The following is a 17,594-nucleotide window of genomic DNA, read 5'->3' as shown; positions in this document are numbered from 1 at the left end:
GTCTCGAATGAAATCCACCTCCCTGGCGCTGGCCGCAACCCTGCTGTTCGCTGCGACCGCGCAGGCCAATGAAGCGGTCATCCGCAAGGCGCTGACGCAGCAGTTCCCGGGCGCCACCATCAACTCGGTCCAGAAGACGCCCTACAGCGGCCTGTTCGAGGTCTATCTCGACGGTCAGCTGGTTTATGTGGATGCCAAGGCGCAATACGTGTTCGCCGGCGACGTGATCGACCTGAAGAACCGCGCCAACCTGACCCAGGCGCGCTTGAACCAATTGCAGGCCGTGAAATGGGACAACTTTCCGTTCGGCAATGCGTTGAAAACCGTCAAGGGCAACGGCGCACGCAAGCTGGTCCTGTTTTCCGACGTCGATTGCCCCTATTGCCGCAAGTTCGAGGCCGAGCTTGCCAAGGTCGACAACATCACGGTGTATACCTTCCTTTATCCGATCGAAGGCCTGCATCCCCAGGCCACCCAGACCTCGAAACAGATCTGGTGCGCGCCCGACCGCAACAAGGCATGGGAAAACTACATCACGAGCGGTGCGGTGCCCAAGAATGACGGCAAGTGCAGCAACCCGGTGGAGGAGACCATCGCACTGGGCAACAAGCTGAAGGTGTCCGGTACGCCGACCCTGTTCTTTGCCAACGGCCAGCGCGTGCCCGGCATGGTGCCGGCTGCGCAACTCGAAAAACTGCTCGCCGCAAACGCCAAGTAAGGATGGCGGGATGAGTTCGAGTTTCTGGGACGCGCGGTATGCCACCGACGACTATATCTTCGGCACCGCACCCAACCGATTTCTCGAAAGCCAGATTGCGCACATCAAGCCTGGCATGCAGGCCTTGTCCATCGCGGACGGCGAAGGCCGCAACGGCGTGTGGCTGGCCGAGCAGGGCGCCAGGGTGCATGCGGTCGACGTGTCGCCGGTGGCGCTTGAAAAGGCCCGCAAGCTGGCGGCCGTCCGCGGCGTGGCGCTGGACTTCGAGCAGGTCGACATTCTCGGCTGGAATTGGCCGGAAGCGGCCTACGATCTGGTGGCTGCCATCTTCATCCAGTTCGCGCCGCCTCCCGAGCGCGACCATGTCATCGCCGGCATCCGCCGCTGCCTGAAGCCGGGCGGGCTGCTGATTCTGCAGGGCTACACGCCGAAGCAGATCGAGTTCGGCACCGGCGGCCCGCCCAGTGCGGCCAACATGTATACCGCCGATTTACTGCGCGGCTGGTTCGGCGACTGGGACATCCTGCATCTGGCCGAACATGAGTCCGTCATCCGCGAGGGCAGTCATCATCACGGCATGTCGGCCCTGATCGACCTGGTGGCGCGGAAACCGGGCAGTTGAATCTCAGCCCTGCTGAAAGGGGTTAGTGCACATCGGCCACAACCACGCGGCCTGCGCGGCGCTCCAGGTCTATCGCCAGAGTTGAACCGGCCGGCTTGTCCAGAATGAAGGTTGTCGGCGTGTCGATGAAGCGCGCGTGATACGACGTGCTGCCGCTTGCGACGACGTTTCCGGCCGTATCCTTGCACCACACGATCAAGGCCCCGACCTTGTCGAGCTGCACGGTGTAAGGACCTGTGCATTCGCTGGATTCCGCGGGCGTGTGGCGGATGCTGTAGCGCGCTTGGTTCAGCCGGTTCATGCGGTTCACGCCGGACTCGATGTCATAGGCAAGCCGGGTCGCGGCGTCGGTGAAGCAGCCTGTCAGAAAAAGCACCGCGGCCAGCAGCCCCAACCCGCGCACAAGGCGCCGGTTCATGCGGCATGTCCTGCCAATATCACGACTGCTCTGCCTGGGCCAGTTCACGCAAGCCGTCGAGCGCTTGCTTCAGGGTGGCGCTGTCGCTCTCGCTGTCGCGCGGGAACACCATATAGGCGGGCAGCTTGAACTGCGGGCTGTCCGGCACATGCCATAGCAGGCCATCTTTAATATAGTGGCGCACCAGGCGCTGCGGGAAATACCCGCTGCCGCCATACGTCAGGAGCTGCTGCACGCCCAGCCAGCCGATGTTGGCGACCAGCGTGGGCGGCGGCGCATCGGGATAGTGGTCGCTGAACTGGGCATGGAATTCCGGGCCCCAGTCGATGTGGATGTAGCCTTCGTCCGGCCAGCCGCGCGCAAGGTCGTTGGCTACCAGCAGCAGGGTTTCGTCGAACAGCGGTTCCACCACCAGCCCGGGGCGCGAGGTTGGCGTATACATCACGCCGATGTCCACCGTACCTTCGATCAGGCTTTGCATGATGTCGGATTCGAATCCGATCTCCAGGCGCAGCGAGACGTCTGGCGCGGCTTTACGCATCCAGTCCACCCAGTGCGGCAGGAAGCCTTCCCACAACGCGATACGCCCGGACAGAGTCAGCACATCGCGAAACCCCTGCGGCAGGCCGACGTCGTGCAAGGCCTGCTCCAGCGTGCGTACCAGATGCTTGGCGTGGCGCAGGAAGCGTTTTCCCGAAGGCGTCAGTTCTGCGCCGTTGCGTCCGCGATGGAAGAGGCGTGCGCCCAGCGTGGTTTCCAGCGTATGAATGCGTGCGCTGACAGTTGACTGCGTGACGTGGAGACGGCTCGCCGCAGCGACAAAGTTGCCGGTGGCGGCCACAGCCAGGAAAGTACGAGCGAGTTCGGTGTCCATATTTCCAAGTATCGGTTTTGCCGATATTAAACACCAAAATTTATCGTTGGATGGATATATAAGAGTTCTCTAAACTGGGCTCGTCTCAAGAACAGGAGCCTGCCATGAACCGTCGAGCCGAACTGGCCAGTCTGATACCCGAGCGCGACAACGAGGGCTATTTGCTCGATCCCGCCAACTGGAGCCGGGCCGTTGCTCAATTGTTGGCGGCCGAAGACGGCTTGGTGCTGACGCCCGCCCATTGGCAGGTGATCGATTTCATCCGTGCATGGTACGGCGACACCGAAAGCGTGCCTGAAGCGCGCCGGGTAATCCAGCACCTGGCCGAAGGAGGAAGGGATAAGCGTGCCGCCAAGCAGGCCATGTACGACCTGTTTCCGCATGGCTATGGCCAGCAGGCATGCCGCATCGCAGGCATGCGCAAGCCGTTGAAACTGATGCTCGACGTGTGAGCGGGAGACCAAGAACAATGGAAACTGCCTCGACGTTTTCGGAGCGTGTCGCGCGAAAATGGGCTGGCCTCAAGCGGGGCTGGGATGCGCTGAAGATCGGTTATACGGTTTCGGAGCGCGAGCATTGGATATCGGGTGTCGGCGGACTGTTCGGTATTCTTTTGGTATGGTGGGTCAGCAGTCTTCTGGTGGGCAGCCACGTTGCCGTTTTGGTCGCAAGCTCGATGGGATCCTCTGCCGTACTGCTGTTCGCCGCCCCGCATGGCGGGATGTCGCAGCCTTGGTCGGTGTTTGGCGGCCATCTGGTGTCGGCACTGGCCGGCGTCGCCAGTCAGCAGTGGCTGGGCCACGAACCGATGCTGGCCGCATCGATGGCTGTCGCCCTGTCCATTGCCTTGATGTACCCCCTGCGTTGTCTCCATCCGCCCGGCGGTGCCACCGCGCTCACAGCCGTAGTGGGGGGCGAAACGGTTCATGCGCTGGGCTACGGATTCGTCGTGATGCCCATCATGGTGAATACCGTGATCATCCTGCTGGTGGCAGTGGCCTACAATTTTCCGTTTTCCTGGCGGCGTTATCCGCAGGCGTGGTGGCGTATGGCGGTGGTATCCGAGCCTACGGCGGACGCTGCCGACACAGACGAAAAATGCATGATCCCGCACAGCGACCTGGTTTACGCATTGAGCCAGATCGATACCTTCATCGACGTCAGTGAAGAGGATCTGCAGAAAATTTATGCACTGGCACTGGGACATCACCAGCATACTGCCGAAACGGCAGGGCTGACGCCTGAGCCGGTTGCCGAAGCGGCGAGGTAGCGCAGGGCCTGACCGCGTATCTAGCGGCCGAGATCTTCCAGCAGGCTCGATAGATCGTCGGCGTGTTCCTCCTCCATCGCCAGGATGTCTTCCAGCATGCGGCGCGTGGTGACATCCTTGTCGCCCAGGTAGCGGATCATCTCGCCGTAGCTTTCGATCGCGATGCGCTCGGCCACCAGGTCTTCCTTGATCATGTCGACGAGCGAGTCGCCCTCGACGTATTCGGCATGCGAGCGCATCGCCAGACCGTCGGGATTGAAGTTGGGCTCGCCTTTCAATTGCACGATGCGTGCGGCGATCAGGTCGGCATGGCCCTGTTCTTCGGTGGCATGCTGCAGGAATTCCTGTGCCACCGCGTCGGCATTGATGCCGCTGGCCATGAAGAAATGCCGCTTGTAGCGCAGGATGCACACCAGTTCGGTGGCCAGTGCCTCGTTCAGCAGCTTGATGACCGTGGCGCGATCGGCCCGGTAGCCGTCGGTGACGGCGCCGTTCTCGATGTGCCTGCGGGCGCGGGCGCGCAAGGTCTTGATGTCGGTGAGGAAGGGGTGTTTGGTTGTCGATGCAGCTTTGGCTTTTGCCATGGTCGCCTCCTTGAAAATGGATTGAAAAATTATCCCAGTGCGGTATCCAGCATCTTCATCACCGCGAATCCTGCCATCAGGCCTAGCCGTACGCGGCATCGGCCTCGCCCGTGGCCACGCGCCAGATGCTGGCCAGCACAGCCAGAGGCCACTACCGCCAGTTCCCATAAATGCCGTACGAACTTAATGCCATGATCGCTACCCCTGATGTGTCAGCATAGAAGCCATGCTCGTGATTGCTTGGTTTGTCTCGACGATGTTGATCGTGGATTCATTTGACAGCATCCCATTCCATTTTGGAAACACAAAAAATCTAAAGTTCTGATAGGCAATATCAATGGTTGGCAACGGCAGACCCGGTCCTCGAACGGGCGATTCGCCAGAAACGATGGGGTCGTCCCGTTTCGGATCGTCGATCGGCATCCTCCGCCACCACGAGGTGCAGATGATCCAGGTCGTGCAGGTGATAGCGATAGCTCGGCAGGCTCAGCGCTTCAGTCATGTCATCTCCAGGCCGACGCCCTTGATGCCGACGCCCAGCATGGCCAATGCCGTGAGTAGTAGGTCGTTTTGCCAGTTCTTCAGCATGGTTGTGTCCTCCATCTGTCTACATGTATTCGATGCGGCCGCGCAGCGTCCCGATGTCCGCCGCGGCATCGCGCAACGTGGCACCATCGCTGGCCTTGCCCGATACGGGGATGACGGTGCCGATCTGGAAGCACGCTTCATCGAAATACAGGCAACCGCGTTCTTCCAGTAGATCAGCCGAGATCGAAGCGATCCAGATTCATCACCTTGGTCCAGGCCGCCACGAAGTCGCGGACGAACTTCTCCTGCGCATCCGAACTTCCATAGGCTTCAGCCAATGCCCGCAGTTGGGAATTCGAGCCGAACACCAGATCGACGCGGGTGCCGGTCCATTTCATTTCGCCGGTCTTGCGATCGCGCCCTTCGAATGTGTCCTCGGCCTCCGAGACCGCCTTCCATTCCGTTCCCATGTCGAGCAGGTTGACAAAGAAGTCGTTGGTGAGCGCCCCCGGTCGCATGGTGAAGACGCCATGCGGGGATTGCCCGACGTTGGCATTCAGGGCGCGCATGCCGCCCACCAGCACCGTCATTTCGGGCGCCGAGAGCGTCAGCAACTGCGCCTTGTCGAGCAGCAGCTCCTCGGCCGAGACGGTGAATCTGGCCTTCTGATAGTTGCGGAAGCCATCCGCGATCGGCTCGAGCACAGCGAAGGCTTCGACGTCGGTCTGCTGCTGCGAGGCGTCCGTGCGGCCCGGCGTGAACGGTACCGTCACCGTGTGCCCCGCATTTTTGGCGGCCTGTTCAACGCCGGCGCAACCTGCCAACACGATCAGATCCGCCATCGAGACCTTTTTGCCACCGCTATGGAACGTACGCTGGATCCCTTCGAGCTGGCCCAGCACTTTTGCCAGCTGCGCCGGCTGGTTGGCTTCCCAGTCCTTCTGCGGCGCGAGGCGAATGCGCGCGCCGTTCGCGCCGCCGCGCTTGTCCGAACCGCGGAACGTCGACGCCGACGCCCAGGCGGTCGAGACCAGTTCTGGGACAGACAGCCCGGATGCCAGCACCTGGGCCTTGAGCGCGGTGGCGTCCTGGTCATCGATCAGGGGATGGTCGACAGCTGGGACGGGGTCTTGCCAGAGCAGCTCTTCGTTGGGCACCTCGGGGCCGAGATAGCGCGAACGCGGACCCATGTCGCGGTGGGTCAGCTTGAACCAGGCGCGCGCAAAGGCGTCGGCGAAGGCTTCCGGGTCCTTGTGAAAGCGTCGTGCGATCGGCTCGTAGATCGGATCCATGCGCATCGCCATGTCGGCGGCGGTCATGATGATGGGCACTTTCCTCGACGCGTCGGCGGCGGCCGGCGCCATATTGCTGTCGGTCGCCTGTTTCGGCGTCCATTGATGCGCGCCGGCTGGGCTCTTGGTCAGTTCCCACTCGTTGCCGAACAACATGTCGAGATAGCTCATGTCCCATTGGGTCGGGGTCGGCGTCCACGAGCCTTCCAGTCCGCTGCCGATCTGGTCGCCCCCCTTGCCGCTGCGGTAAGCACTCTTCCATCCCAGCCCCTGTTCGGCGAGTCCGGCAGCCTCGGGTTCGGGCCCGACCAGCGCCGCATCGCCGGCGCCATGGCATTTGCCGAAGGTGTGGCCGCCGCAGGTGAGGGCGACCGTTTCTTCGTCGTTCATCGCCATGCGCGCGAAGGTCTCGCGCACGTCGCGGCCGGACGCAACCGGATCCGGGTTGCCGCCCGGGCCTTCCGGGTTGACGTAGATCAGTCCCATCTGCACGGCCGCGAGGGGATTCTCCAGATCCCGCTCGCCGGAATAGCGCGCCTTGTCGTCCAGCCATTTTTCTTCATTGCCCCAGTAGACGTCGATCTCCGGCGCCCAGATATCCTCGCGCCCGCCGGCGAAACCGAAGGTCTTGAATCCCATCGATTCCATGGCGACATTGCCCGTGAGGATGATGAGGTCAGCCCAGGAAATCTTCCTGCCGTATTTCTGCTTGATCGGCCAAAGCAGCCTGCGTGCCTTGTCGAGGTTGACGTTGTCGGGCCAGCTGTTGAGGGGTGCGAAACGCTGGTTGCCGTGGCCTGCGCCGCCACGGCCATCACCCGTGCGGTAGTTGCCTGCGCTATGCCACGCCATGCGGATGAAAAAAGGGCCGTAATGGCCATAATCCGCTGGCCACCAGTCCTGCGAGTCGGTCATCAGGGCATGGAGGTCCTTCTTTACTGCCGCCAGGTCGAGGCTCTTGAATGCCTCGGCGTAGTTGAATTCCTTGTCCATGGGGTTGGATTGAGGGGAATGCTGGTGCAGGATTTCCAAGGGTAACTGGTTTGGCCACCAGTCCCGGTTCGACATACCGCTCCCGGCTTTGTGATGAAACGGACATTTGTTCCCAGACATGACCTTCTCCTATCGATATTCGGCTCCGCTGCGGAGTGTCTGCATTTAAGGCCATGAATGAACATTTGTCTCATGAATAGTTTGAAATTCCTTCATTGATAAAAACGAATGGTATGGGTGGACCCGGGTCGTTGGTTTGAGAGGGCTTCTATCGCTGACTCCGAGTGGGGATTGGATGGTCCGTGCTTCATCCGGCCCTGCGTACATTTTGTGCGCCCGTTCATGCCGAGGGCCGACCGGGTGCGCAACAGGCCCGGGCGTCGGATTGATATATCGCATTGTGATATATTCTGGACGTTCGAATTGTTAGGTGCTCCAGCCTGGCGTACCTACGGGGACATGCGGACAGCCGAGTTAGTGTTGGGTTTAACGCGGGACTTCGTCTATGCGAATCAATCGACGTCTTCAGGACAGGTGCCAATGAAGTCCAGGAAAATCATGTGATGCACGCCAAGCGGGATTATTCGGTCGACCGCCGGCTCGTGATGGTGTCCGGCGTTGCCTTGTTGATAGGCGTTGCCAGTACGTTTGCGGCCGCTGCACTGCTCGCGCTGATCCACTTCTTTACCAATCTGTTTTTTTACCAGCGCCTATCGTGGGCCGACATCTCGCCGGCGCAGCATGCGCTGGGAGTGGGCGTCATCCTGGTGCCGGCGATAGGGGGGCTGCTAGTGGGATTCATGGCGCGTTACGGCAGCGAAAAGATCCGGGGTCATGGCATTCCCGAAGCCATGGAGACCATCCTGTTCGGCAAGAGCCAGATGTCGGCGAGAGTGGCGGTACTCAAACCGCTTTCGTCGGGCATCGTCATCGGCAGCGGTGGCCCGTTTGGCGCCGAAGGGCCCATCATCATGACAGGTGGATCGTTGGGTTCGCTGGTTGCGCAGTATCTGCATCTTACCGCCGCCGAGCGTAAAACCTTGCTGGTCGCAGGCGCATGTGCCGGAATGACGGCAATCTTCGCCACGCCTGTCGCGGCGCTGCTCCTGGCTGTCGAGTTGTTGCTGTTCGAGCTGCGCCCGCGCAGCTTGTTGCCGGTTGCGCTTGCCTGTGCCGTCGCCGGCTTTCTGCGTAACCTCGTGTTTGCGCCCGGTCCGCTCTTCCCTTTGCATACCGACCCGGTTTCCACGATTGCGTTTGCCTCATGCGTTGCCGCGGGTTTATTGTGCGGCGTATTGGCTGCGCTGTTGACGTTGGCGCTCTACAGGATCGAGGACGGTTTCCACAAGCTTCCGCTGCACTGGATGTGGTGGCCGGCTATCGGAGGCCTGATTGTAGGGATCGGGGGCTATCTCGAACCTCGCGCATTGGGCATGGGCTACGACGTCATAGGCGACCTGCTCAATGGCCATCTGCTTGTCGCTGCCGCGATCGCGCTGCTGACGGTGAAGGCGATCATCTGGGTCGTTGCGCTCGGTTCGGGCACTTCGGGAGGCGTGCTCGCGCCGTTGCTGATGCTGGGGGCCGGCCTGGGCACCCTGCTGGCCCCTTACCTGCCGGGTGGTTCTCCCAGCCTGTGGGCGCTCGTGTGCATGGCGGGTGTGCTGGGCAGCACGCTTGGTGCGCCGCTCACCGCGATTGTTTTCGCCTTCGGTCTGACGCATGACAGCGAGGCATTGCTGCCCTTGATGCTGACGACTGCCGTGGCCTATGGCCTAACCACGCTGACGATGAAACGCTCCATCATGACCGAGAAGATCGCGCGTCGGGGCCTGCACATCTTCCGCGAATATGGTGTCGATCCGCTGGAACGTCAGCACGTGAGCGATCTGATGAACCCCGACGTCATAGCGCTCGACGGTGCCTTGAAAGTGGCGGATGCCTTGGCGCGTTATTGCGACGATCATGACCCGCATCGGACCTATCCCGTGATCGGCGAAGGACGTGTACTGGGGATACTCGATTATCCGACGCTGCGCAAACATGCATGCTCATCGGCCCGCTGCATGGATGTGCTCATTCCGTTGCAGCCCGAACATGTGCTTCTGCCGGGGGCAACCGCGCGCACAGCCGCAGGGCGCATGGCCCAGCTTGAAATGGGATGTCTGCCTGTGGTGAAGGATCTGGTCAGCATGCATCTCATCGGTACCTTGTCGCTGCGCGACCTGCTCGGACCTAACCGCCGCTTGATCGAAGAGGAAACCTTACGCGAGAAAATGCGCTGAACGGTCGCCGCTGGATGGCGCATTGGGGATAGGCATTTTCTCGGGCAAGGCACAATGGGATTTGCCGGCTTCATGCGTGGCCGCTTCCGTTGTCTAATACGGCTTTCGGGACAGCCGACGGAAAAACAAAACCTCCATGACCCTTCAAGAGCTGAAATACCTGGTGGCCCTTGCCGATCACGGGCACTTCGGCCGCGCCGCCGAAGCCTGCTTCATCACCCAGTCGACGTTGTCAACGCAGATCAAGAAGCTGGAGGATTTCCTCGGCGTGACACTGTTCGACCGCAGTTTGAAGCGCGTCACGCCCACCCCTATCGGCCGGGAAATTCTTGCGGCTGCGCGCAATATCGTCGAAGAATCCGAACGTATCCGCGAACTCGCCAAGCACGCGCAGGATCCGATGTCGCGCACGCTTCATCTCGGTGTCATTCCCACCCTGGGACCGTATTACCTGCCGCACGCGCTGACCCTGGTTCACAAGAAGCATCCGGGGCTGCGCCTCTTGCTGCGCGAGGAGATGACACCGCAGATCCTGGAGCATCTGGTTGACGGCAGGCTGGATGCGGGTCTGCTGGCGCTGCCTGTGACCGACGACGGCCTGCGTGTCGAGCCGCTGTTTTACGAACCGTTTTTCGCCGCGCTGCCTGCCGGGCACGCGCTCGCCAAGCAGGATGTACTGAAGGTGTCGGACATCATGAAGGAGAAGCTGCTGCTACTCGACGAGGGCCATTGCCTGCGCGACCAGGCGCTTGATGTCTGCGGCACCGGCTCGCGCGGGCGCGAGGAAGTGCGCGCGACCAGTCTGGAAACCCTGCGCCAGATGGTGGCCATGGGACTGGGATTGACGCTGCTGCCGGCGCTGTCGGTGGATGCTGCGCCACGTGTCAATAAAAAGGCGGTCGAAATACGCCCGTTCAAGAAACCCGCGCCCGGCCGAACCATCGGCCTGGTGTGGCGCAAGCGCGCGCCGTTTCCCGAGACATTCGAACGCCTCGCTGCGACGCTGAAAGCGACTTTACCAACTGAAGTGGAGCCTGTCTGAGCATGTCCGATCTCAACGACCCGCGCGTCTTTTTCGCCGCCGAACGCACGCTGATGGCGTGGAACCGCACCGGCCTGACCCTGATGGCCTTCGGCTTCGTGCTCGAACGCTTCGGTCTGTTTCTGCATGTGTTGCGCCAGACCGGTCATGCGGGACGGGATCTGTCCTTCTGGATCGGCATCGCCTTCATCTGTTTGGCGTTGGTCGTGATCGGTTTTTCCATCGTGCAGTTCAGGCGCGTGCTGCGCACCCTGAAGCCGATCGAAATTCCCGAGCGCTATTGCACCTGGGGCGGGATTGCAATGAACCTGTCGGTCGTGCTGCTCGGTTTCGCGCTGCTGGCTTACCTATTTTCCGAACTGTAGGCTCTGCCGCTCCTCAGGCCACGGCCACGCTTTTCACCTGGGCCACCACTGGTGTGCCAGGCTGAAGCCCCAGTAACAGTGCCGATTTCCGGGTGATGCGTGCGAGCAGCACCGTGTCGTCCAGCGCCAGCCGCACCAATACCTGCCCCGGCGCATCGTCGGCCAGCTCGATGACCCGGGCCGGCAGCAGGTTCAGGATGCTGGTCTGCTGCGGCATGGACAGTGTCAGGCTGACGTCGCGTGCAGCGACGCGCACCCTGAGCGGCGCGCCGGGCGAACCGTGCAGGCCAGGCAATTCCAGCGCGACAGGGCCGCGGGTGACGTGGGTGAGCTGGAGCGCCCGGTCATGTGCGATCACGATGGCATCGATGATGGTGGCGGCGATGTCGCGGTGCGCCAAGGGCAGATCGAGCCGGGTCAGGCCTTCTGTCAGGGAGCCCTGGTAGACGAGGCGGCCGGCCTCGATTAGCAGCAGATGGTCGGCCAGGCGCGCGACTTCGTCGAGCGCGTGACTGACGTAGAGCAGGGGCAGTTCGAGTGCGTGATGCAGCCGTTCCAAGTACGGCAGGATGTCGGCGCGTGCGCCTGTGTCGAGCGCGGCCATCGGCTCGTCCATCAGCAACAGTCGGGGGCACGACAGCAGTGCGCGGCCGATCGCCACGCGCTGGCGCTGGCCGCCCGACAGTTGATGCGGCCGCAACGCGATCAGCGGCGCCAGTTCCAGCCAGTCGACCACTTCATCCCACTGGATGGTGCGTTCCGCGGGCGGCACGCGCTTCCAGCCGTATTCCAGGTTGGCGCGTACCGACAGGTGCGGAAACAGGCTGGCCTCCTGGAAGACATAACCGAGCGCGCGTCGATGAGTGGGAACGAAGACCGACTTGTCCTGCCAGACTTCGCCGTCGACGACGAGGCGTCCGGGCGCACGCGCGAGCCCGGCGATCAGCCGCAGCAGCGTCGTCTTGCCCGAACCGGACTGGCCGAACAGGGCGGTGACGCCGCGCGACGGCACGCTGAAATCCGCATCGAGCGAAAACTCGCCGAGCGTGGCGCGGAAGCGTCCTTCGATCCGGCTCATATCGGGGTCCGCTGCCAATGTCCGCTGTAGCGGCCCAGCATCAGCAGCACGAGGAAGGAAAACGCGACCAATCCGGCCGACAGCAGGTGCGCGTCGGCGTATTCGAGCGCCTCGACATGATCGTAGATCGCCACCGACAGGACCCGCGTCTGGCCCGGAATATTGCCGCCCAGCATCAGTACCACGCCGAACTCGCCTACGGTGTGGGCGAATGCAAGCACGGCGGCGGTGGTGAAGCCGGGTCGGGCGAGCGGGATGGCGACGCTGGCGAAACGATCCCATGGCGAGGCGCGCAAGGTAGCGGCCACTTCGAGCGGGCGCGTGCCGATGGCGGCAAACGCATTGGCGATCGGCTGTACCGCGAAGGGCAGCGAAAACACCACCGATCCGACCACCAGCCCGGCAAACGTGAACGGCAGAGTCGATAAACCAAGTTGCTGCATCCAGTGTCCGACCGCACCCTGCGGCCCCAGCAATACCAGCAGATAAAACCCCAGCACGGTCGGCGGCAATACCAGCGGCAGCGACACCAGCGCGGTTACGGCCGCGCGCAGGCGTGCGTGCGTGTGGGTCAGCCACCAGGCCAGCGGCGTGGCGATCAGCATCAGCAGCGCGGTCGTGATCGCAGCCAGCTTCAGCGTCAGCAGGATGGCCGACGTATCGGCCTCGGTCAGGGACATGGGTTACAGATCGTAGCCATAGCTGCGGATGATAGCCTGCGCGTCCGGCGTTCCCAGGAAATCAAGCAGCGCGCGCGCAGCCGCATTGTCGGCGCCGTGCTTCAGCAGGGCGGCATCCTGGCGGATCGGCGAATACAGCTGACTGGGTACGAGCCACATCGAGCCCTGAGTCAGCTTGCCATTCTGCATGATCTGGGACAGGGCGACGAAGCCGATGTCGGCATTGCCGCTGGCGGCAAACTGATAGGTTTGGCCGATGTTCTCGCCCACCACGAATTTGCTTGCGACTGCATCGAGGAGCCCGAGTTTGGCCAGGACTTCCCGGGCGGCGGCGCCATAAGGCGCCAGCTTCGGGTTGGCGACGGCAAGCTTGCTGAAACGGTTCTGCTTCAGCACGGCATCGGTGCCGTCGATCAGATTGGCGTTGGCGCTCCACAGGGCAAGCTTGCCGATGGCGTAATTGCGGGTGGCGACGGCATCGCCTTCGCGCTGCAGCCGGGCCGGCGTGTCGTCGTCGGCGGCCAACAATACGTCGAACGGGGCACCGTTCTTGATTTGGGCGTAGAACTTGCCGGTCGAACCGGACGACAGGGTGAGCGTGTGGCCGGTCGCCTGTTCGAACCGCGCGGATAGCACCTTCATCGGCGCGGTGAAGTTGGCGGCAACGGCGATATGCGCCGTGTCTGCCGCAGCGGGCAGGCTGGCGGATGCGGACAGCACAAGGATGGATGCCAGTTTCCTGAATACGCGTGTCATGAAGGTCCCCTGGGCAAGATGCACGTTTCGATATATCCAGTATGTCATATCGAATGGGGAAAGAACAAGCGACGCATCTCCGGGCGGGTTAGCGCAACGCGCGCAACGCCTGTCGCGTGGCTTCGTCTGCGGTAGTGTGGAGGAGGCGCGATTCGAGCAAGGCAGTAAACGTCTGCGACGCCTGGCCTGCAGCGATCAGGTCAAGCCCCTGCCGCAATTCTTCGATCAGAAGCCAGTCGGCGTCCGTGATGCCCGTGGCGTCGTGGCCGTTCGCGATTCGTGCCCAGCCGTCCAGGTCGCCATCAAAGCGTCGATAGATGTTGAGCTTGTCGAGCGTCAGCATGGGCGTGCTGCAGACTTAGCCGTCCGTCCGCAGATGCCGGGCGAGTTTGGCCATGTCCGCCTCGGTGGTCTTGCGGGCGCGGGTTTCCAGATGGCGGTACAGGGCGATCACTTCATCGGCCAGCGGCGTGAGCTGCGCTCCTCCTCCGTGCGCGCCGCCCTTGCTGGCTTCGACGAGCGGATGAACGAAACAGCGGTTCATGGTGTCGACCAGATGCCAGGCGCGTTTGTAGCTCATCCCCATGGCACGGCCGGCCGCGGCGATGGAACCGGTTTCGCGGATGGCTTCGAGCAACTGGACTTTGCCGGGTCCGAGCGCGATGTCGTCGCCGAGGATGAGGCGGAAGGTGAGGCGGGGCGTCATGGTGCGATGATAGCCGGGCGGATGCCCGGCAGGCGGGCAAAGCTGTCGCGTTTCACGGTTTCGATGAAATCGGCGACGTAGGCGCGCGCCGCATCGGCCTCGCGTACCGCGACGTGCAGTTCGGCCCACAGGCCGTGCTTGCCGATGCGGCGTGCAGCGATGTAGCCGCGTTCGAGATAGGGCGCGACCGCCCATGCCGGCAGCGCGGCGAGTCCGCGGCGGCTGGCGACGAGTTGCAGGATGGCCACCGTCAATTGTGCTTCGCGCCGCGCCGGTTTGATTCCGGCCGGTGCGAGCACGCGGCGGATCAGATCGAGGCGGTCTTCCGGCACCGGGTAGGTGATCAGGGTGTGGCCGGCAAAGTCGGCCGGCAACAGCCATTTCTTCGCGGCGAGGGGATGATCCGGCGTTAGCAGCGCCAGCATCTCGAAGCCGAACAGCGGCGCATACGCGATACCTGCGCGCGGCACGGTTTCCGACGTGATGACGAGATCGGCACGCCCATCCAGCAGCAGACCCACCGGGTCGGCCTGGAAACCGCCCAGCAGATCGAGTTCCACCCCGGGCCAGACGTCGCGGTAGCTATCCATGGCGGGCATCAGCCAGTCGTAGCAGGTATGGCACTCCACGGCGATGCGCAATTCGCCGGCGTCGCCGTCTTTCAGCTTGGCCAGGTCGCGCAGCGCCGAATCCACCTGCGGCAGTGCGGCATGCGCCAGCGTCAACAACCGGCGCCCGGCGGCGGTGAGGCCAAGCGGACGCGTGGCGCGTTCGATCAGCTGCAATCCCAGCGCGTCTTCCAGCGCCTTCAACTGATGCGACACCGCCGACTGCGTAAGGTGCAGGCGTTCGGCCGCGGCAGTCAGCCCGCCGGCTTCCGTCACGGCCTGCAGCAGCCGCAGGTGACGCAGCTCGATATGATTGATATTCATATAAACAATGAAAAATATTCGTTTGTTTCATAGTATTCCCATCGGCATCATGGCGTCCATCATTTCTTGGGAGCATGCACATGGCACGGGCACACGTATTGGGCGTTCCGCGGATCGGTCCGAATCGCGAACTGAAATTTGCGCAGGAAGCCTGCTGGCGCGGCGAAATCGACGAAGCCGCGCTGAAGGCCGTGGCCAGCGGCATTCGCCAGGCCAACTGGCGGCAGCAGCATGCGGCCGGGCTGGATTTCGTGACGGTGGGCGACTTTGCGTTCTACGACCAGATGCTGAACCATGTCGCACTGCTCGGATGCGTGCCGGAACGCTTCGGCTTTGGCGAGCGGATTGCGCTATCGGAATATTTCCAGCTGGCGCGCGGCAATGCCGCGTGCCATGCGATGGAGATGACCAAATGGTTCGATACCAACTATCACTATCTGGTCCCCGAGTTCAAACCGGACACGCATTTCGCGCTCGATCCCGGAGGGCTGTTCGACGAGGTGACCGAGGCGCAGACGGCCGGGTTCGCTGCCAAGCCGGTGCTGATCGGCCCGTTGACCTTCCTGTGGTTGGGCAAGGAAAAGGCGGCGGGTTTCAATCGCCTCGACCTGCTCGACCGGCTGTTGCCGGTCTATGCGCAGATTCTGGCGCGCTTGAAAGCGCAAGGGGTCGAATGGGTGCAGATCGACGAGCCTGCCCTCGCGCTCGACCTGCCCGCCGAGTGGCGATCGGCTTTCGAACGCGCCTATCACGCCCTCAACGGCGCGGGCGTCAAGCTCCTGCTCGCCAGCTATTTCGGGCCGTTGCGCGAGAACCTGCTGGTGGCGCTGAAGTTGCCGGTGGCCGGCGTGCATGTGGATTGCGTTCGCGGCGGCGACGAGCTTGCCCAGGTGATCGACTGGCTGCCTGCCACCAAGGTGCTGTCGGTCGGCGTGATCGATGGCCGCAATATCTGGAAGACCGACCTGAACGCCGTGGTCGATCGCTTCGAGGGCCTGCATGCACGCCTGGCCGACCGGCTGTGGGTGGCGCCTTCGTGTTCGCTGTTGCATGTGCCGGCGAGCCTGGCGGGCGAAACTGCAATGGATGCGGAGCTGGGTAACTGGCTGGCGTTCGCCGACGACAAGATCGCGGCCTTGTCCACGCTCAAGACCGCGTTCAACCAGGGGCGTCAGGCGGCGGCTGCGGAACTGTCTGCCAATGCCCGGGCGCTGGCGTCCCGCGGGGCTTCATCGCGCGTACACAATACGGCGGTCGCTGCGCGGCTGGCCGCCCTGACTTCCATCCATGACGTGCGCAACAGCCCGTTCGCGGTTCGTCAGTCCGTGCAGCGTGAGCGTTTCAAGCTGCCGGATTTTCCTACCACGACCATCGGCTCGTTTCCCCAGACGCCGGAGATCCGTCATGTGCGTGCCCGCTTCAAGGCGGGCGCGCTCGGCGAGGCCGATTACACCACAGCCATGCAGAACGAGATCGGGCACGCCATCGAGAAACAGGAAGCGCTGGGGCTCGACGTCCTGGTGCACGGCGAAGCCGAGCGCAACGACATGGTCGAATATTTCGGCGAGCAGCTGTCCGGCTTTGCGTTCTCGCAGAACGGTTGGGTGCAGTCCTACGGCAGCCGCTGCGTCAAGCCGCCGATCATATATGGCGACGTGTCGCGTCCACGGCCGATGACGGTGGCCTGGGCGCGCCATGCGCAGTCGCTGACCGTGAAGCCGGTGAAGGGCATGCTGACCGGCCCGGTGACGATGCTGCAATGGTCGTTCGTGCGCGACGACCAGCCGCGCGCAACCACTGCCCTGCAGATCGCGCTGGCGATCCGCGATGAAGTGGCCGACCTTGAAACAGCCGGCATCGGCATCATCCAGATCGACGAACCAGCCTACCGGGAAGGCCTGCCATTGAGGAAAGCAGATTGGGCCGCGTATCTCGAGTGGGCGAGCCGGGCATTCCGCATCAGTGCGTCGGGGGTGAGCGATGCGACGCAAATCCACACCCACATGTGCTACTCGGAATTCAATGACATTCTCCCCGCCATTGCGGCCATGGATGCCGACGTCATCACCATCGAGACCAGCCGCTCGGACATGGAGCTGTTGCGCGGTTTCGGCGAGTTCAGCTACCCGAACGAAATCGGCCCCGGCGTGTATGACATCCACAGCCCGCGCATTCCAGATGTGGAGGACATGACGCGCCTGCTGGAGAAGGCGGCCCAGGTGATCGCGCCCGACAGGCTCTGGGTCAATCCCGACTGCGGACTGAAAACGCGCGGCTGGGCGGAAACCGAAACGGCGCTCGCCAACATGGTGGCGGCGGCCCACACCATGCGGCAGTCGCTACAGTCCGCAATCCGATAGCCGGTGCAGTGGTTTGTCTGCGCAAAAGCAAGCCCTGCCGGCTTGCACCGGCAGGGCGCCTGATGCCGTCAAGCTACTGACGGCGAGTTGA

20 protein-coding genes are annotated in these 17,594 nt (G+C 62.7%); 9 read left to right on the top strand and 11 right to left on the bottom strand.

Going from position 1 to position 17,594, the window contains the following annotated elements:
- The first annotated feature begins 7 nt into the window (after nucleotides 1-7).
- Nucleotides 8-718 (top strand): DsbC family protein, encoded by a 711-nt coding sequence (locus B058_RS0103160; protein WP_018507022.1) that lies wholly within the window; start codon nucleotides 8-10, stop codon nucleotides 716-718.
- Between the two features lie 10 nt (nucleotides 719-728).
- Complete coding sequence (locus B058_RS0103155) at nucleotides 729-1,340, top strand: SAM-dependent methyltransferase (RefSeq protein ID WP_018507021.1); 612 nt, start codon at nucleotides 729-731, stop codon at nucleotides 1,338-1,340.
- 22 nt (nucleotides 1,341-1,362) lie between these two features.
- Here B058_RS0103155 and B058_RS0103150 read toward each other — a convergent pair whose 3' ends face one another.
- Nucleotides 1,363-1,758 carry a hypothetical protein gene (locus B058_RS0103150; protein ID WP_018507020.1) on the bottom strand — a complete coding sequence of 132 codons (396 nt, stop codon included), beginning with the start codon at nucleotides 1,756-1,758 and terminating at the stop codon, nucleotides 1,363-1,365.
- Nucleotides 1,759-1,777: 19 nt separating this feature from the next.
- Entirely contained in the window at nucleotides 1,778-2,632 is an 855-nt protein-coding gene (locus tag B058_RS0103145; protein ID WP_018507019.1) for a LysR family transcriptional regulator, read from the bottom strand.
- Nucleotides 2,633-2,736: 104 nt separating this feature from the next.
- Between B058_RS0103145 and B058_RS0103140 the strand changes: the two genes are divergently transcribed.
- Both B058_RS0103140 and B058_RS16345 read left to right on the top strand, forming a co-directional pair.
- Nucleotides 2,737-3,084: a TusE/DsrC/DsvC family sulfur relay protein gene (locus tag B058_RS0103140; RefSeq protein ID WP_018507018.1), complete on the top strand. Its 348-nt coding sequence runs from the start codon at nucleotides 2,737-2,739 to the stop codon at nucleotides 3,082-3,084.
- A 17-nt stretch (nucleotides 3,085-3,101) separates the two neighbouring features.
- Nucleotides 3,102-3,902 (top strand): HPP family protein, encoded by an 801-nt coding sequence (locus B058_RS16345; RefSeq protein ID WP_018507017.1) that lies wholly within the window; start codon nucleotides 3,102-3,104, stop codon nucleotides 3,900-3,902.
- 20 nt (nucleotides 3,903-3,922) lie between these two features.
- On the opposite strand, the gene B058_RS0103130 is transcribed toward B058_RS16345, so the two are convergent.
- Nucleotides 3,923-4,486, bottom strand: coding sequence for a ferritin-like domain-containing protein (locus tag B058_RS0103130; protein WP_018507016.1), 564 nt, complete (start codon nucleotides 4,484-4,486; stop codon nucleotides 3,923-3,925).
- A gap of 334 nt (nucleotides 4,487-4,820) precedes the next feature.
- Complete coding sequence (locus B058_RS17755) at nucleotides 4,821-4,988, bottom strand: hypothetical protein (RefSeq protein WP_018507015.1); 168 nt, start codon at nucleotides 4,986-4,988, stop codon at nucleotides 4,821-4,823.
- A 90-nt stretch (nucleotides 4,989-5,078) separates the two neighbouring features.
- Here B058_RS17755 and B058_RS17750 point away from each other — a divergent pair, with 90 nt between their 5' ends.
- Nucleotides 5,079-5,246, top strand: a complete 168-nt coding sequence (locus B058_RS17750) for a hypothetical protein (RefSeq protein ID WP_157265495.1) — start codon at nucleotides 5,079-5,081, stop codon at nucleotides 5,244-5,246.
- A 1-nt stretch (nucleotide 5,247) separates the two neighbouring features.
- Here the strand turns inward: B058_RS17750 and katG are convergent, their stop codons facing one another.
- Nucleotides 5,248-7,419 (bottom strand): catalase/peroxidase HPI, encoded by a 2,172-nt coding sequence (katG, locus tag B058_RS0103110; protein WP_026240592.1) that lies wholly within the window; start codon nucleotides 7,417-7,419, stop codon nucleotides 5,248-5,250.
- A gap of 443 nt (nucleotides 7,420-7,862) precedes the next feature.
- On the opposite strand from katG, the gene B058_RS0103100 reads away from it, so the two are divergent.
- The 3 genes from B058_RS0103100 (at nucleotide 7,863) to B058_RS0103090 (ending at nucleotide 10,991) form a co-directional block, all read left to right on the top strand.
- The gene (locus B058_RS0103100; protein WP_018507010.1) at nucleotides 7,863-9,584 is read left to right on the top strand and encodes a chloride channel protein; all 1,722 of its coding nucleotides are present in this window, start codon (nucleotides 7,863-7,865) and stop codon (nucleotides 9,582-9,584) included.
- Between the two features lie 136 nt (nucleotides 9,585-9,720).
- Nucleotides 9,721-10,626, top strand: a complete 906-nt coding sequence (locus B058_RS16340) for a hydrogen peroxide-inducible genes activator (protein WP_018507009.1) — start codon at nucleotides 9,721-9,723, stop codon at nucleotides 10,624-10,626.
- Nucleotides 10,627-10,628: 2 nt separating this feature from the next.
- Nucleotides 10,629-10,991: a YidH family protein gene (locus B058_RS0103090; RefSeq protein ID WP_018507008.1), complete on the top strand. Its 363-nt coding sequence runs from the start codon at nucleotides 10,629-10,631 to the stop codon at nucleotides 10,989-10,991.
- A 13-nt stretch (nucleotides 10,992-11,004) separates the two neighbouring features.
- Here the strand turns inward: B058_RS0103090 and modC are convergent, their stop codons facing one another.
- The 6 genes from modC to B058_RS0103060 form a co-directional block, all read right to left on the bottom strand.
- Complete coding sequence (modC, locus tag B058_RS0103085) at nucleotides 11,005-12,069, bottom strand: molybdenum ABC transporter ATP-binding protein (RefSeq protein ID WP_018507007.1); 1,065 nt, start codon at nucleotides 12,067-12,069, stop codon at nucleotides 11,005-11,007.
- Nucleotides 12,066-12,749, bottom strand: a complete 684-nt coding sequence (gene modB, locus B058_RS0103080; protein ID WP_018507006.1) for a molybdate ABC transporter permease subunit — start codon at nucleotides 12,747-12,749, stop codon at nucleotides 12,066-12,068. The genes modC and modB overlap by 4 nt, the downstream gene beginning before the upstream one ends.
- A 3-nt stretch (nucleotides 12,750-12,752) precedes the next feature.
- A complete protein-coding gene (modA, locus tag B058_RS0103075) occupies nucleotides 12,753-13,505 on the bottom strand; it encodes a molybdate ABC transporter substrate-binding protein (RefSeq protein ID WP_018507005.1) in 753 nt (250 codons plus the stop codon).
- Nucleotides 13,506-13,593: 88 nt separating this feature from the next.
- Nucleotides 13,594-13,848, bottom strand: coding sequence for a hypothetical protein (locus tag B058_RS16335; RefSeq protein WP_018507004.1), 255 nt, complete (start codon nucleotides 13,846-13,848; stop codon nucleotides 13,594-13,596).
- Between the two features lie 15 nt (nucleotides 13,849-13,863).
- Nucleotides 13,864-14,211 (bottom strand): winged helix-turn-helix domain-containing protein, encoded by a 348-nt coding sequence (locus B058_RS0103065; RefSeq protein WP_018507003.1) that lies wholly within the window; start codon nucleotides 14,209-14,211, stop codon nucleotides 13,864-13,866.
- Complete coding sequence (locus B058_RS0103060; RefSeq protein WP_018507002.1) at nucleotides 14,208-15,143, bottom strand: LysR family transcriptional regulator; 936 nt, start codon at nucleotides 15,141-15,143, stop codon at nucleotides 14,208-14,210. The genes B058_RS0103065 and B058_RS0103060 overlap by 4 nt, the downstream gene beginning before the upstream one ends.
- 80 nt (nucleotides 15,144-15,223) lie before the next feature.
- Here B058_RS0103060 and metE point away from each other — a divergent pair, with 80 nt between their 5' ends.
- Nucleotides 15,224-17,503, top strand: a complete 2,280-nt coding sequence (metE, locus tag B058_RS0103055; RefSeq protein ID WP_157265493.1) for a 5-methyltetrahydropteroyltriglutamate--homocysteine S-methyltransferase — start codon at nucleotides 15,224-15,226, stop codon at nucleotides 17,501-17,503.
- Nucleotides 17,504-17,594 lie beyond the last annotated feature (91 nt).

The organism is Thiobacillus thioparus DSM 505 (assembly GCF_000373385.1).
GTDB classification, from domain to species: Bacteria; Pseudomonadota; Gammaproteobacteria; order Burkholderiales; family Thiobacillaceae; genus Thiobacillus; species Thiobacillus thioparus.
The sequence above is the reverse complement of the archived record's forward strand: the minus strand, read 5'-3'. Positions and strand labels throughout refer to the sequence as shown.

Excerpts from the sequence above, each read along its gene's own strand:
- B058_RS0103160 (WP_018507022.1), top strand. The coding sequence starts at position 8 with ATGAAATCCACCTCCCTGGCGCTGGCCGCAACCCTGCTGTTCGCTGCG.
- B058_RS0103155 (WP_018507021.1), top strand. The coding sequence starts at position 729 with ATGAGTTCGAGTTTCTGGGACGCGCGGTATGCCACCGACGACTATATC.
- B058_RS0103150 (WP_018507020.1), bottom strand. The coding sequence starts at position 1,758 with ATGAACCGGCGCCTTGTGCGCGGGTTGGGGCTGCTGGCCGCGGTGCTT.
- B058_RS0103145 (WP_018507019.1), bottom strand. The coding sequence starts at position 2,632 with ATGGACACCGAACTCGCTCGTACTTTCCTGGCTGTGGCCGCCACCGGC.
- B058_RS0103140 (WP_018507018.1), top strand. The coding sequence starts at position 2,737 with ATGAACCGTCGAGCCGAACTGGCCAGTCTGATACCCGAGCGCGACAAC.
- B058_RS16345 (WP_018507017.1), top strand. The coding sequence starts at position 3,102 with ATGGAAACTGCCTCGACGTTTTCGGAGCGTGTCGCGCGAAAATGGGCT.
- B058_RS0103130 (WP_018507016.1), bottom strand. The coding sequence starts at position 4,486 with ATGGCAAAAGCCAAAGCTGCATCGACAACCAAACACCCCTTCCTCACC.
- B058_RS17755 (WP_018507015.1), bottom strand. The coding sequence starts at position 4,988 with ATGACTGAAGCGCTGAGCCTGCCGAGCTATCGCTATCACCTGCACGAC.
- katG (WP_026240592.1), bottom strand. The coding sequence starts at position 7,419 with ATGTCTGGGAACAAATGTCCGTTTCATCACAAAGCCGGGAGCGGTATG.
- B058_RS0103100 (WP_018507010.1), top strand. The coding sequence starts at position 7,863 with ATGCACGCCAAGCGGGATTATTCGGTCGACCGCCGGCTCGTGATGGTG.
- B058_RS16340 (WP_018507009.1), top strand. The coding sequence starts at position 9,721 with ATGACCCTTCAAGAGCTGAAATACCTGGTGGCCCTTGCCGATCACGGG.
- B058_RS0103090 (WP_018507008.1), top strand. The coding sequence starts at position 10,629 with ATGTCCGATCTCAACGACCCGCGCGTCTTTTTCGCCGCCGAACGCACG.
- modC (WP_018507007.1), bottom strand. The coding sequence starts at position 12,069 with ATGAGCCGGATCGAAGGACGCTTCCGCGCCACGCTCGGCGAGTTTTCG.
- modB (WP_018507006.1), bottom strand. The coding sequence starts at position 12,749 with ATGTCCCTGACCGAGGCCGATACGTCGGCCATCCTGCTGACGCTGAAG.
- modA (WP_018507005.1), bottom strand. The coding sequence starts at position 13,505 with ATGACACGCGTATTCAGGAAACTGGCATCCATCCTTGTGCTGTCCGCA.
- B058_RS16335 (WP_018507004.1), bottom strand. The coding sequence starts at position 13,848 with ATGCTGACGCTCGACAAGCTCAACATCTATCGACGCTTTGATGGCGAC.
- B058_RS0103065 (WP_018507003.1), bottom strand. The coding sequence starts at position 14,211 with ATGACGCCCCGCCTCACCTTCCGCCTCATCCTCGGCGACGACATCGCG.
- B058_RS0103060 (WP_018507002.1), bottom strand. The coding sequence starts at position 15,143 with ATGAATATCAATCATATCGAGCTGCGTCACCTGCGGCTGCTGCAGGCC.
- metE (WP_157265493.1), top strand. The coding sequence starts at position 15,224 with ATGGCACGGGCACACGTATTGGGCGTTCCGCGGATCGGTCCGAATCGC.